Here is a 12,964-nt window from a genome sequence, read left to right as displayed (position 1 = left end):
GGGCTACGGCATGGCGGTGGCGCAGGCCCAGCATGCCTTGCGCGAGATGGCCGACAAACTCAAAGCCGAGGGCGTCGAGATCAAATACGCCATTCACCCGGTCGCCGGCCGTATGCCCGGGCACATGAACGTGCTTCTGGCCGAAGCCAATGTGCCCTACGATGAAGTGTTCGAGCTCGAGGACATCAACTCGGAATTCGCCCAGGCCGACGTCGCCTTCGTCATCGGCGCCAATGATGTGACCAACCCGGCCGCCAAGACCGACCCGAAATCGCCGATCTTCGGCATGCCGATCCTCGATGTCGACAAGGCGGGCACCGTGCTCTTCATCAAGCGCGGCATGGGGTCGGGTTATGCCGGCGTCGAGAACGAACTGTTCTTCCGCGACAACACCATGATGCTCTTCGCCGACGCCAAGAAAATGGTCGAAAATATCGTCAAGGCACTCGACCACTGACAGCGGATCATTCGAATTAACAAAAGCCCGCCAGACTTGGCGGGCCTTTTGTTTTGATCAGATCAGTATCTGCAGTTTCCGTTTAAGCTGTCTCTCGAAGGTGGCCAGTCTACCGGCGGCAATCTTCTCTGCATTATAAAGTGACACCATCGAAAAACGGGCCTTCGGTGCACATGTACCAATGATGGCGCGGGACAGGATTCTCCGAACGGGGCGGAACATGATGAACCAGTCGATCCACCAGGGCGAGCCAAGAGTTGTGATTGCAAAGCAGGAACGCAGCTGTGTAAGCTTTGGGATCATGCGGCCAAAATCAGGCGTGTGATCATAGGCCACGCCGGGCACGAATACCCGATCGATCCAGCCCTTTAAAATAGCGGGAAGCCCGAACCACCATGTGGGGAAGATGAGGACAAGCACATCGGCGGTACGAAGCACCTCCGCGTCCTCGGCAACGGCACTTGCATCATGCTCGGCATAATAACTCTGCCGTTCGCTTGACGTGAGGCGAGGATCGAAATCACGCTCATACAAATCGACGACCCGCAGATCGTGTCCTGCGTCAGTAATCAACGAAGCGGCGAGAGATGCAAGATGCGCACAAAGACTATTCTTAAGCGGATGAGCCAGGACAACGACAAAGCGTTTGCCCTTGGCGTGCATCAAGAAGTCTTGCGCGTGCGAGCCAGACCGTCGCGTGCGGGCTTGTAATTGGGATCCAATTGCACGGCCCTAGCATAGGATTTCGCAGCGCGGGCTTTGTCGCCGCGATGTTCATAGATCAGCGCCTGATTGGCCCAACCCTCTGCGATGTCACCATCAAGTTTGATTGCGGTATTGAAATCATCGAAGGCGTTGTCATCGTCGCCAAGCGCGACGTAGGAAATGCCGCGACCGTTATACGGCTCCGCTGCATCCGGCTGCAGTGAGATTGCCGTCGAGAAATCCTCGATCGCCTGCTTGTGCTGGTTGCGCGCCTGATAGATCAGGCCGCGGTTGTGATAGGCGCGTGCGTCTGTCGTGCTCAACTGGATGGCTTGGTTGAAATCATTCAGAGCTTGATCCAGTTGCCCTTGCTGGCGATAAAGGTTGCCCCGGCCAATATAGGCGGCATCGTATTGCGGATTGATCTGGATTGCCTTGCTGTAGTCCGCCGCTGCCTGTGCCGTGTTGCCCATGTTGCGATAGACGAGCGCGCGATTGGCGTAAGCTTGGTAGAAATTGGGGTTGAGCTGCAGCGCCGTATTGAAATCCTTGATTGCGTCACTGTTCTTGCCGGCACGACCATAGGCCGATCCGCGGACATTATAGGCTTCCGGATCTTTTGGATTGTTGCGGATAACGTCGTTGAGCGAGCTGATATTCTCGGTGGACCCCTGCGCCTTGTCGATACCGGTCATGTCGGTGGTCGAGGTGCTCTGGCATCCGGCGATCGCAAACGTGAGAACAGAGGCAATGACGAGTCCCGTGACACGTACTGCCTTAGGGGCCGCCCAGATTGCGCGATGTGAGGCCAGTTCAACCGGATGTGTCATGTCTTATGTGTCCCGTTCAATGAAAAGCCGTGGAGGCTTTATTGTTCCGATGGCACCAAACGAAAAAGGGCGGTGTGACGCTAGCCACTCCACCCCGTAATCGGGTCAAGGCGTCGATGAATCGAAGATCAACGAGCCGCTGAAGCGCGAACCGGCGTCTTTTTCACAGGCATTGGAAGAAGGCCTTCGCGCTGGGCCTGCTTGCGAGCAAGCTTGCGGGCACGGCTGATTGCCTCTGCCTTCTGGCGAGCGCGCTTGATAGAAGGCTTTTCGTAATGATCATGCATCTTCATTTCGCGGAACATGCCTTCGCGCTGCATCTTCTTCTTGAGAACGCGGAGAGCCTGATCAACATTATTTTCGCGTACGAGTACCTGCACGTTTTATCCTGTATCTCTTAGAATTTCGTTGAGCCTGACCTCAATCCCCAATCCTTGATTATGGGACAACAAACCAGACTTCGCGACGGTCATCCATCGCAAACTAAGGTGGCCATTATCAGAAAGTTCGGGGTATGTCCATGGTCCTGTTGCGGGCAATGGCGGATATTCGGACAGAAATGTCCTTGTCTCTCGTAATTTTAGATTAACCGGCATGCAGCGCCAATCTCCGTCGCAAAATGGCAAAAGAGCTTTAAGCGGATACGATACTGATGCATAAAAGCATGGGCCTCGCTCTCAAAATCGATGTCGATTTCTGAACAGGCCATGCAAGTAAACTCGTTCGAACAATCGCTTTGCGATGGCTCAATTGCTGGGCCAAGTTGCTGGGAATGAATGATGCGGAAATATTCGGTGTTTGCCTTGGCCCGCGAGGCTATGCGTGCCCATAAAGGCTGGGATCAGCAATGGAGTTCGCCCGAACCCAAGCCGGAATATGACGTCATCATTGTTGGCGCGGGCGGGCACGGGCTTGCCACTGCGTACTATCTTGCCAAGGAGCACGGCATCACCAATGTCGCTGTCCTCGAAAAAGGCTGGCTCGGCGGTGGTAACACAGGTCGCAATACGACAATTATCCGGTCCAACTATCTCTATGACGAATCCGCTGGCATCTACGAGCACGCTGTGAAGCTTTGGGAAGGTCTCAGTCAGGACCTCAACTACAATGTGATGTATTCGGCGCGCGGCGTGATGATGCTGGCGCACAACATCCATGACGTGCAGGTGTTCAAACGCCATATCCATGCCAACCGGCTCAACGGCATCGACAATGAATGGCTGACGCCGGAACAGGTCAAGGAGTTCTGCCCGCCCATCAATCTTTCAGCGGATGCCCGATATCCGATAATCGGTGCAGCGCTGCAACGGCGTGGTGGCACTGCCCGGCATGATGCTGTTGCCTGGGGTTACGCCCGTGCAGCAGCGGATCGCGGCGTTCACATTATCCAGAATTGCGAAGTCACCGGGATTCGCCGTGCACCCAACGGAGCAGTTGTGGGGGTCGATACCAATCGCGGCCCGATCAATGCCAAGAAAGTCGGCGTTGTGGCAGCTGGTCATACCTCCGTCATTATGAACATGGCCGGCGTGCGCATGCCGCTTGAAAGCTATCCGTTGCAAGCGCTGGTATCCGAGCCAGTCAAGCCGCTTATCCCCTGCGTAATCATGTCCAACACGGTTCACGCGTATATTTCGCAGTCAGACAAGGGTGAGATGGTCATCGGCGCGGGAACCGACCAATACACGTCCTATTCGCAGACAGGCGGTCTCCACATCATCAACCACACGCTCGACGCGATCTGCGAAATGTTCCCGGTTCTGACACGATTGAAGATGCTGCGCTCCTGGGGCGGCATTGTCGATGTGACGCCGGATCGCTCGCCGATCCTGGCCAAGACCCCCGTGTCCGGGCTCTATGTGAATTGCGGCTGGGGCACCGGAGGTTTCAAGGCGACGCCGGGCTCGGGCAACGTGTTTGCTCACACGATCGCTCGCGATGAGCCGCACCGGATCAATGCGCCGTTCACGATTGAGCGGTTTACCACCGGCCGCCTCATCGACGAGGCCGCCGCCGCTGCCGTTGCGCACTGATTTTCAAGAAACGAGATAGAAACGATGCTTCTCATCAAATGCCCTTATTGCGAAGAAGAGCGCCCGGAACTCGAATTCCGCAATGCCGGGGAAGCGCATCTCGTGCGCGCCAATCCGATCATCGAGCAGTCTGACGACGATTTTGCCGGGTTCCTCTATTTTCGCCAGAATCCGAAGGGGCTGCAATTCGAACGTTGGCGGCATATTCATGGGTGCGGCCGGTTCTTCAATGCGGTGCGCGATTCCGTCTCGGACAAATTCCTGACGGTCTACAAGGCCGGCGACCCGCGTCCTGATATAGACACGTTGCTGTCACCGGCTGCTGCGGAGCCCGAACCACCCGCAACGAAGCGCCCCCGTGCCAAGAAAGTGGAGGTATAAGCCAATGAGCACCTCTACCCACTCCGGCAGCAACCGTATCCCCGGCGCAGGGCGTTTGACCCCGGCGAAGACAGTTCGCTTTACATTCGACGGGCAGAGCCTGACCGGCCTCGAAGGCGACACGCTGGCTTCAGCTCTGCTCGCCAATGGTATTCATCTCGTCGGCCGCTCATTCAAATATCACCGGCCCCGTGGCATTCTTTCTGCCGGCAGCGAAGAGCCAAACGCGCTGGTCGATATCGAACGCGACAAGTCGCGTAAGCAGCCGAACGTGCGAGCGACGGTGCAGGAGATCTACGACGGTCTCAAGGTCAAATCACAGAACCGCTGGCCATCGCTGACCTTCGATGTCGGCGCGATCAACGATGTGTTCTCGCCGATGTTGCCTGCAGGCTTCTACTACAAGACTTTCATGTGGCCGAAGTTTGCCTGGAAGACGATTTACGAGCCGAAGATTCGCGCCGCTGCGGGGCTCGGCGTGGTTCCGGGCGAGTCAGACACAGACCGCTATTCCAACCGGTTTGCTCATTGCGACTTGCTGGTTGTCGGCGCGGGTGCCGCTGGCCTGACTGCCGCTCTCAGCGCAGCGTCGACCGGAGCGAGCGTGATAATCTGCGACGAGCAAGCCGAGCCAGGCGGTGCACTGCGTTATGAAAGCGATGTCATCATTGACGGTCTGCCGGGTTTTGAATGGGCCGTTACAGCGATCGCGAAATTGCGCGCGATGGACAATGTCAACGTCCTGACTCGTACCACGGCGTTTGGCTACTACGCTCAGAATTTCGTCGGTCTGGTAGAGCGCATCAGTGACCATCTGAGCAATCCGGCGTCCGATATGCCGCGTGAGCGGCTCTGGCAGGTTCGGGCGAAGAAGGTCGTGCTGGCCACGGGCGCCATCGAGCGTCAAATGGTCTTTGCCAACAATGATCGCCCGGGTGTCATGCTCGCTTCGGCATCACGAATATTCCTCAATCAATATGGCGTCGCCATCGGTCGGAAGGTCGGTGTCTACACCTCAAACGATTCAGCCTATGCGGCGGCGATCGATCTCAAGCGCGCCGGTATCGACGTGCCAGTAATCGTCGATACGCGCGACAATCCAACACCGGCCGTCGTGGATGCTGCCCGCTCGCTCGATATCGAAGTTCTGACCGGTCATGCCGTTTTCAGTGCCGGTGGCAAGCGGCGTGTGTCGTCGATTTCGATCCAGCCGACGAGGGGCGGTAGCGAACGCAAGGTCGCCGTCGATGCGTTGATCATGTCCGGCGGCTGGACGCCATCGGTTCATCTGTTTTCGCAGTCCCGTGGCAAGGTCGCGTGGGATGCCGCAAACGAGCGCTTCCTGCCCGGCACCTACGCGCAGGATTGCGTTTCGATAGGAGCCTGCAATGGCACCGACGGTTTACAGGCAACACTGGACGAGGCCTTTGCGGCGGGCGGAGGCAAGGGCAAGCCTATCGTCGCGACCGGCGGCCCCAATTGGATCGGCGGCATGATCGGCTCGGCGCCCGGCGCCGGCGCCGACACAACTGTCAAGGCTTTTGTCGACTTTCAGAACGACGTTACGGCCAAGGATGTACGGCTTGCAGTACGTGAGGGCATGCACTCGATCGAGCATGTCAAGCGCTTCACCACCAATGGCATGGCGACCGATCAGGGCAAAACTTCGAACCTGCATGGCCTCGCCATCGCTGCCGAGGCCCTGAACCGGCCGATCCCCGCAGTGGGTCTGACGACATTCCGCGCTCCGTTTACGCCGGTTACCTTTGGCGCGATTGTCAATCACGCCCGTCATGATTTGTTCGATCCGACACGCCGCACGCCCATGCACGGGTGGCACCAGACGCAGGGCGCTGCCTTTGAGGACGTCGGCCAATGGAAACGTGCCTGGTACTACCCGCAGGCGGGCGAAGACATGCACACTGCGGTCAATCGCGAATGTGTCGCCGTGCGTAATCAGGCTGGCATCTTCGATGCATCAACGCTCGGCAAGATCGAAGTGGTTGGCCCCGATTCCGCGAAATTCCTTGAGCTGCTCTATACCAATCCTTGGGAAAAGCTTGGCGTCGGACGCCTGCGCTACGGCATCATGCTGCGCGAAGACGGCTTCATCTACGATGACGGCGTTGTCGGCCGACTGGCGGAAGACCGTTTCCATGTGACGACGACGACGGGCGGTGCACCGCGCGTCATGCATCATATGGAAGACTATCTCCAGACGGAATTCCCGCATCTCGATGTTTGGCTGACTTCGACGACCGAACAATGGGCGGTGATTGCCGTGCAAGGCCCGAAGGCCCGCGAGATCATTGCGCCGCTGGTCGAAGGCATTGATATGTCCAACGAGGCCATGCCGCATATGAGCGTGCGCGAGGGGACAATCTGCGGTGTGCCGACACGGCTGTTCCGCATGTCGTTTACCGGCGAAACGGGTTATGAAATCAACGTGCCGTCCGACTATGGCCGGGCCGTCTGGGAAGCCGTCTACGAACGGGGCAAGCCTTTGGGCCTGACACCCTATGGCACCGAAGCGATGCATATCCTGCGCGCCGAGAAGGGGTATATCATCGTTGGACAGGATACGGACGGTACTGTCACACCGCAGGATGCTGGGCTGACCTGGGCCATCGGCAAGAACAAGACGGACTATGTTGGCATTCGCGGCCTTTTGCGCCGGGACCTGGTGGCCAATGGCCGTAAACAGCTTGTCGGTCTGAAGACGGTTGATCCGACGACAGTTCTGGAAGAGGGGGCGCAAATTGTCGCTAACCCGAACCAGCCGGTGCCAATGACCATGATCGGTCACGTGACATCGTCCTATTGGTCGGAAAATTGCGGGCGCTCCATTGCTTTGGCGCTGGTGATCGACGGATCGAAGCGGCTTGGCGAGACGCTGTATGTACCGATGCCGAATGGCGTGATCGAAGTGGAAGTCACCGGCACGGTATTTTTCGATGAGAAGGGGGAGCGCTTGAATGGTTGAGATCGTCCAGGCAACACGACGTCATCCGCTGCAAGCGGGCCAGCTTGATGTCGCTTCCGTCTCGGTCACCTTGGCGGACAACGCGACCCGTATTTCGCTTCGCGCCAGGGATAATGCCGTTAGCGCGCTGTCCAAGGCGCTGGGTATAACATTGCCCATGAAGCCGAAGACTTCCGCGTCCAACGGCGGCCGTGCCGTACTTTGGCTTGGCCCGGACGAATGGCTGATCATCGACAATGCCGATAGTGCTGTTGTTGCCGATCTTGCCAAGGCGAAAGTCCTGAATTCGGCGGTCGACATTTCACATCGCAATGTCGGGATCATCGTGGCTGGCAAGGGCGCAGATGCTGTGGTCAATGGAGGTTGCCCGCAGGACTTGTCGCTGAAGGCTTTCCCCGTGGGGGCTGCGTCGCGGACAGTCCTCGGCAAGATCGAGATCGTCCTGTGGCGGACCGGTGAAGACGTTTTCCGTGTCGAATGCTGGCGGTCATTCTCGAATTACGCCTATGCGTTCTTGCAGGAATCCGCACGAGACGTTGCGATCTAGCGCACTTCTGATTTTTCGTATGTCAAAGAACCGGGTGTGCTCTCCCCTTGCCACGCCCTCATCCCGAGTCTGGCCGTTGAATGGTTGGGAAGACGGGCGGTCGTCGAAGCGCGTCTTTGTAGAATAATAATGCGATCCGAAGACCGCCCGTCCGGCGTTTTTTGATCCCGTCCGTTCCGCTTGGGAGGCCTCGGCTTTGGGTGAATTGCTTCGCCCACTGCCGAAAGCCCCTTTCGAAGTGCTCGTCCAGCACACGCCAGTCGTAGTACCGGCAGGGGAACCCTTGGACAGAACTTCCCCGGACAGCGGGTCCGTTACCCGCCATCGGAGGCGCCGATCCTCTCCCCACTTCGAACGGCTCCGGAAGCAGTTCCCCGTGGAAAGGACGGGGAGAAGAATAAGTCAGGTTTGGAGGGCGTGGATAAGTAGCCACGATTATTTTTTGAAGTAACTGAAATTACGAGAAGAACCCCTCCCCGTCGCTTCGCTCCGTCCCTCCCCACAAGGGGGAGGGTAACAGCGCTTATCCTGCAGCGTCACCTGTTTCGCGTGTGCAGCGATGACAGTTGCGACGGTCTTACCCTCTCCCTTGTGGGGAGGGACGGAGCGAAGCGACGGGGAGGGGCCATTTGGATTTGCACCCAAACTTATCCACTCAATTGGCCATTGCTCACACTCGGCTACACTGGAGAACTATGCAGCCTCGGCAAATTTATGCTAGTGGCGCTCAACTTTGGACGGTCCACCACAATTGCGCCGCCGTTCGCCCCAATGAGATGCCCGGTGGCTGCAGTCTTACGCGGTCTCTTCGCATAGAGAATCGGTATGGCTGTTAGAAAGCGTCTGGTTATCAATTTTACCGGCTATGAAGGGTTGCATCCTGACAAGGTGCGCGGCCGATATTTGAACAGCTCTGCTGACTTCAGCCGGCTCTGGCACGCGGAGACGAAGACCGGACCGATGCTGGCCGAGGGGCAGAACATCGCTTCGATGCATATCGAAACCACCGGCGCAAACTGGCAGACCGAGACGGAATTCTGGCAATATGGCAGCGCCGATATTTTCGACGCCTATGCTGCGAGAAACGTGGCGACGCGTTTTGCCACGGGGCTCATGGCATTCCTCGATATTATCTTGAGTGGTACGTTCTTTCGCTATCTTTGGACGAGTTGGCGGTTCTGCATCTTCTTCCTATGGCCGTTTGCCTTCGCCTGTTTCACTACGTTGGTGACAATCTGCTTTGGCCTGTTGCCACTGTTGGTCGGGTTCAACGCACTACATCTGATCTGGACCATACCGCTGGCATTGCTGTTCGGCCGGCTGCTGGTCCGTTGGCCAGGCGACAAGGTGTTCTTCTCCTATTTGCTAGATGATTGGACCGCCGCCTCCGATCGTATTCACCACCGCAACCCGGGACTGTTGCAACGCAGACGCGAGTTTGCGGAGCATCTCGTGCATAAATTGCAAACGACTGATGCAGATGAGGTTGTGATCGTCGCGCATAGCCTTGGGACGGTTCCTGCCGTGGAGGCCATAGCCGACGTCTGGCGCAGCAACCCGCAACTTCTAAAACAAAAGCCCGTGTCGCTGCTGGCCGCGGGCTCATGCCTGCTGATGATCGCCTTTCACCCGCGGGCGACGAGCTTGCGCGAAGACACAAGGGTCGTCTTCCAGGAAACACCGGTGCTTTGGGCCGAATTTCAGTCTGTCACCGATATCATTCATTTCTATAAGTCAAATCCCGCAACTGCTCTTGGAATAACCCCGCTCGACCAGCCGATTATCCGGCAAGTCCGTTTCAAGAATATTCACAGTGCTACACGCTATGCGCGTGCGAAGGCCAATTTCTTCAAGATGCATTTGTTGTTTCTGAAGGGCGCACAAATCCGCAACCCTTACGATATGGGGATGTTCGTGCAGGGCCCGTTCGAATTCAGGGATCTTGTGACGACCTATCGGGAAAGTGGTGCGCCGCTTGATGCAGCCGGTGGCCTTACCTGAACCTGTTCAGTCCATTTCCGGCGGGTGTTCCAGAACCGCGATAGTCAGCCAGTTGGCAACCAGCGCGGGCTTGAGGGAGTTTTCGATCTCAAGCGTTACTTCATAATTGTTGAGAACACGGCCCGAAGGGCGGATATCGGCATCCACGAGCTTGAAGCGGGCTCGTACGCGCTTGCTGGATTTAACCGGCGCCATGAAGCGCACTTTGTCGAAACCGTAGTTGATACCCATGGTCGCGCCTTCGATCATCGGGAGCGCCTCATAGGCCAATGTCGACAGCAGCGAGATCGTCAGAAAACCATGGGCGATGGTGCCGCCAAAGGGCGTTTCCGCGGCGCGTTCCGGATCGGTATGAATGAACTGATGATCATCGGTTGCGTCAGCAAACAGGTTGATCATGTCCTGGCTGACGACGCGCCATTCCGAACAGCCGATTTCAGTTCCGATGGCTGCCGTCAGTTGCTTGAGCGTAACCGCTTCTTTCATAATCTCGTTTCCAAACGTATTCTCGAAACTGTTCGATAGACCGTTGCGGCCAGATTGTCATCCCTCAAGAATTTGAGGCCAGAGCATTTCCATTTTCTTGGGCTCTTTGTCTTTACGCAATTCCGGACGGAAAATCGCTCCCCACTTTTCCTGGAATTGCTCTATGCGGTCCACTGCTTGATGTCGTCGCGCTCACCGATCAGCGCGAGGCCGTGAGCGATCGAGAGGAGTTCGCCGCCGCTCTCGATTCGATCACGGTCGAACCGCTCGGTAAAAATACGGCGGACTGCCGGAACGAAGGATGTACCTCCGGTCAGGAATATCTTGTCGATGTGGGCAGGCGAGGTCTTGGTCTTTTCGAGCACATCGTCAAGTGCGCCTTCTATACGTGCCAGATCGCTGGCGATCCAGCCTTCGAAGTCGGATCGTCGGATAGTCTTGTGGCCGCCGCGTCCAAGCGGTGCAAAGTCGAACGCCGCTTCGTCTGCCGATGAAAGCGCTATCTTGGTGGCAGACACGGCCTGATAGAGCGGATAGCCCTCGTCGTGGTCCACCAGATCGACGAAAATCTCCAGCTTGTCCGGCTCAAGGCTGTCACGGACAAGCTTCTTCAAGGCGGCAAATTCGCGCGAGGTCTTGAAGATTGAAAGCTGGTTCCAGCGCCCGAAATTGGCATACCACGAGGCGGGGACTTCGAGGGTCTTGTCGAAGCTTCGAAACAAGCTGCCTTTACCGATCTGCGGCGCGACGATCTGGTCGATCATGCGATAGTCGAAATGATCTCCGGCAACGCCTACGCCGGAATGGCCGATCGGCGTCGCGCTGAGTTTGCCAGCCGATGTTTCGAAGCGAATGATCGAATAGTCGGTCGTGCCGCCGCCAAAATCCGCAACCAATACCGTCGCGTCGGCTTTGAGATTTTGCGCGAAGTAGAATGCTGCCGCGACCGGTTCGTAGACGAAATGGATTTCCGGAAATCCAAAGCGCGTCAATGCTTCGTTGTAGCGCTCGGTCGCCAGCGCCGGGTCTGGATTTGCACCGGCAAAATGCACCGGGCGTCCGGTGACCACTCGCGTGATGTCCGAAGGCCAGTTGCCGTCCGCATAGACTTTGAGGCGCCGCAGGAATATCTCCATCAGGTCTTCGAAAGTCTGGCGCTTGGCAAAGATCAAAGTGCCTTGGAACAGCGCACTTGCGGCAAAAGTCTTGATGGATTGCAGGAAACGGCATTCGCCGGGATGATCGATGAACTGCCGGATGGCTGCATGTCCCGCCTCGACCTTCAAAGCGGATGCGCCTGCGAGGGGATCCTTCATAAAGGACAAGGCGGTTCGCATGCTGTCGGCGGTGCCGGCCGCACTGGTGAATACCAGCGAGCGGGTCGACGATCCATCGGCCAAGGCCATAACCGTATTTGTCGTGCCAAAGTCGAAACCCAGCGCCTGAGCCATGGCAGCGCTCCTTTTATACCGGAAATTGCGTGGTCGAGAATCTATGAAGGGCCGCGCAAAGCACCGCCTCGAATGGGAGCGCGCGTCATGGCATAGCGGGGCGGTGGATGCAAGAGACCTAGGCTTGAACTTGCGAATGTTCGGTATTTTTGATGAAATCCACAAAGGCCCGAAGCGGTGCAGGCATATGCCTGCGGCTCGGATAGTAGAGACGGGGGCCCGTAAAACTCTGCCACCAGGGGTCAAGGACAGGGACAAGCTCGCCGCTGGCGATGGCCGGGCTCAAGTATTCCTCAAACGTATAGATCAGCCCGATACCGGCAATGGCAGCGCCAATCCCGATGTCCGCAGTCGAGGCAATAAGCGGGCCTTTCGGCGTGATTTTTATCAGCTTGCCGTTTCGCTCGAATTCCCAGTTTAGAACCACGCCACTGGCAAAGCGGTGACGTATGCAAGCGTGATGGATGAGATCGCGTGGATGCTCGAGCTTGCCGTTGTTTGCGAGGTACGATGGTGCTGCCGCAACCATGAAGCGCTGGGTGCGGGGGCCTATTGGGATTGCGATCATATCGCGCTCGATGCTTTCGTCGTAGCGTATCCCCGCATCAAAGCCTGCCGCCAGCACATCGATGAAAGTGTCGATGGCTGAAATCTCCAGCGTGATTCCGGTATATGCTGCAAGGAACCGGTTGACGATAGTCGGCAGGATCTTTTGCGCCACGATGACCGGTACATTGAGCTTGAGCGTGCCGGTGGGGCTGTCGCGAAAATTGTTGAGAGCATCGAGCGCTCCGGCAATCTCTCCGAGCGCCGGGTCAAGACGTTCGAGCAGCTGCGTTCCGGCTTCGGTTGGTGTGACGCTGCGTGTTGTGCGGTTGAGCAATCGCACGCCAACACGCGCTTCCAGCCGGCGAATGGCTTCGCTCAAGGACGACGCCGACACGCCGCGAATCGCGGCCGCCGCGCGGAAACTGCGCGTATGCGCGACAGCTACCAAAGCACCAAGGTCGGACAGGTCGGGCTCATTCATTGTGCATTTTTCCAAACGACCCGTACAGAATAGACGGGATTATCGCACAAACATAGTTGT

The 12,964-nt window shown here is 57.3% G+C and carries 12 protein-coding genes; 6 read left to right on the top strand and 6 right to left on the bottom strand.

Annotation, left to right across the window (positions count from 1 at the left end; translation table 11 throughout):
- On the top strand, nucleotides 1–457 hold a 457-nt coding region (locus PHA01_RS21000), incomplete at its 5' end, for an NAD(P)(+) transhydrogenase (Re/Si-specific) subunit beta (protein WP_271898289.1).
- Nucleotides 458–514: 57 nt separating this feature from the next.
- Here the strand turns inward: PHA01_RS21000 and PHA01_RS20995 are convergent.
- The 3 genes from PHA01_RS20995 to rpsU form a co-directional block, all read right to left on the bottom strand.
- Nucleotides 515–1,120 (bottom strand): NAD(P)H-dependent oxidoreductase, encoded by a 606-nt coding sequence (locus PHA01_RS20995; protein ID WP_271898288.1) that lies wholly within the window; start codon nucleotides 1,118–1,120, stop codon nucleotides 515–517.
- Nucleotides 1,120–1,857 carry a tetratricopeptide repeat protein gene (locus PHA01_RS20990; RefSeq protein ID WP_417020999.1) on the bottom strand — a complete coding sequence of 246 codons (738 nt, stop codon included), beginning with the start codon at nucleotides 1,855–1,857 and terminating at the stop codon, nucleotides 1,120–1,122. Before PHA01_RS20990 ends, PHA01_RS20995 begins: the two co-directional genes overlap by 1 nt.
- Before the next feature lie 263 nt (nucleotides 1,858–2,120).
- Nucleotides 2,121–2,372, bottom strand: coding sequence for a 30S ribosomal protein S21 (rpsU, locus tag PHA01_RS20985; RefSeq protein WP_112532314.1), 252 nt, complete (start codon nucleotides 2,370–2,372; stop codon nucleotides 2,121–2,123).
- 399 nt (nucleotides 2,373–2,771) lie between these two features.
- Here rpsU and PHA01_RS20980 point away from each other — a divergent pair, with 399 nt between their 5' ends.
- From PHA01_RS20980 to PHA01_RS20960, 5 genes are all read left to right on the top strand, one after another.
- Entirely contained in the window at nucleotides 2,772–4,025 is a 1,254-nt protein-coding gene (locus PHA01_RS20980) for a sarcosine oxidase subunit beta (protein ID WP_112532315.1), read from the top strand.
- Nucleotides 4,026–4,049: 24 nt separating this feature from the next.
- Entirely contained in the window at nucleotides 4,050–4,406 is a 357-nt protein-coding gene (locus PHA01_RS20975; protein WP_271898286.1) for a sarcosine oxidase subunit delta, read from the top strand.
- 4 nt (nucleotides 4,407–4,410) lie between these two features.
- Entirely contained in the window at nucleotides 4,411–7,389 is a 2,979-nt protein-coding gene (locus tag PHA01_RS20970) for a sarcosine oxidase subunit alpha (RefSeq protein WP_271898285.1), read from the top strand.
- Nucleotides 7,382–7,936, top strand: a complete 555-nt coding sequence (locus tag PHA01_RS20965; protein ID WP_271898284.1) for a sarcosine oxidase subunit gamma — start codon at nucleotides 7,382–7,384, stop codon at nucleotides 7,934–7,936. Before PHA01_RS20970 ends, PHA01_RS20965 begins: the two co-directional genes overlap by 8 nt.
- 825 nt (nucleotides 7,937–8,761) lie before the next feature.
- A complete protein-coding gene (locus PHA01_RS20960) occupies nucleotides 8,762–9,937 on the top strand; it encodes an alpha/beta hydrolase (RefSeq protein WP_271898283.1) in 1,176 nt (391 codons plus the stop codon).
- 6 nt (nucleotides 9,938–9,943) lie between these two features.
- On the opposite strand, the gene PHA01_RS20955 is transcribed toward PHA01_RS20960, so the two are convergent.
- From PHA01_RS20955 to PHA01_RS20945, 3 genes are all read right to left on the bottom strand, one after another.
- Nucleotides 9,944–10,423 (bottom strand): MaoC family dehydratase, encoded by a 480-nt coding sequence (locus PHA01_RS20955; RefSeq protein ID WP_271898282.1) that lies wholly within the window; start codon nucleotides 10,421–10,423, stop codon nucleotides 9,944–9,946.
- Between the two features lie 161 nt (nucleotides 10,424–10,584).
- Complete coding sequence (locus tag PHA01_RS20950) at nucleotides 10,585–11,874, bottom strand: Hsp70 family protein (protein ID WP_271898281.1); 1,290 nt, start codon at nucleotides 11,872–11,874, stop codon at nucleotides 10,585–10,587.
- A gap of 118 nt (nucleotides 11,875–11,992) precedes the next feature.
- The gene (locus tag PHA01_RS20945; RefSeq protein ID WP_271898280.1) at nucleotides 11,993–12,904 is read right to left on the bottom strand and encodes a LysR family transcriptional regulator; all 912 of its coding nucleotides are present in this window, start codon (nucleotides 12,902–12,904) and stop codon (nucleotides 11,993–11,995) included.
- Nucleotides 12,905–12,964: the final 60 nt, after the last annotated feature.

The organism is Candidatus Phyllobacterium onerii, assembly GCF_028331445.1.
Lineage (GTDB): Bacteria > Pseudomonadota > Alphaproteobacteria > Rhizobiales > Rhizobiaceae > Phyllobacterium > Phyllobacterium onerii.
Note: the sequence above shows the minus strand (reverse complement) of the source record. Positions and strands in the feature narration are given on the sequence as shown.

Bases quoted from the DNA above. Each gene is read 5' to 3' on its own strand.
- PHA01_RS20970 (WP_271898285.1), top strand. From the start codon at position 4,411: ATGAGCACCTCTACCCACTCCGGCAGCAACCGTATCCCCGGCGCAGGG.
- PHA01_RS20995 (WP_271898288.1), bottom strand. From the start codon at position 1,120: ATGCACGCCAAGGGCAAACGCTTTGTCGTTGTCCTGGCTCATCCGCTT.
- PHA01_RS20975 (WP_271898286.1), top strand. From the start codon at position 4,050: ATGCTTCTCATCAAATGCCCTTATTGCGAAGAAGAGCGCCCGGAACTC.
- PHA01_RS20990 (WP_417020999.1), bottom strand. From the start codon at position 1,857: ATGACCGGTATCGACAAGGCGCAGGGGTCCACCGAGAATATCAGCTCG.
- PHA01_RS20945 (WP_271898280.1), bottom strand. From the start codon at position 12,904: ATGAATGAGCCCGACCTGTCCGACCTTGGTGCTTTGGTAGCTGTCGCG.
- PHA01_RS20980 (WP_112532315.1), top strand. From the start codon at position 2,772: ATGCGGAAATATTCGGTGTTTGCCTTGGCCCGCGAGGCTATGCGTGCC.
- PHA01_RS20955 (WP_271898282.1), bottom strand. From the start codon at position 10,423: ATGAAAGAAGCGGTTACGCTCAAGCAACTGACGGCAGCCATCGGAACT.
- PHA01_RS20965 (WP_271898284.1), top strand. From the start codon at position 7,382: ATGGTTGAGATCGTCCAGGCAACACGACGTCATCCGCTGCAAGCGGGC.
- PHA01_RS20950 (WP_271898281.1), bottom strand. From the start codon at position 11,874: ATGGCTCAGGCGCTGGGTTTCGACTTTGGCACGACAAATACGGTTATG.
- PHA01_RS20960 (WP_271898283.1), top strand. From the start codon at position 8,762: ATGGCTGTTAGAAAGCGTCTGGTTATCAATTTTACCGGCTATGAAGGG.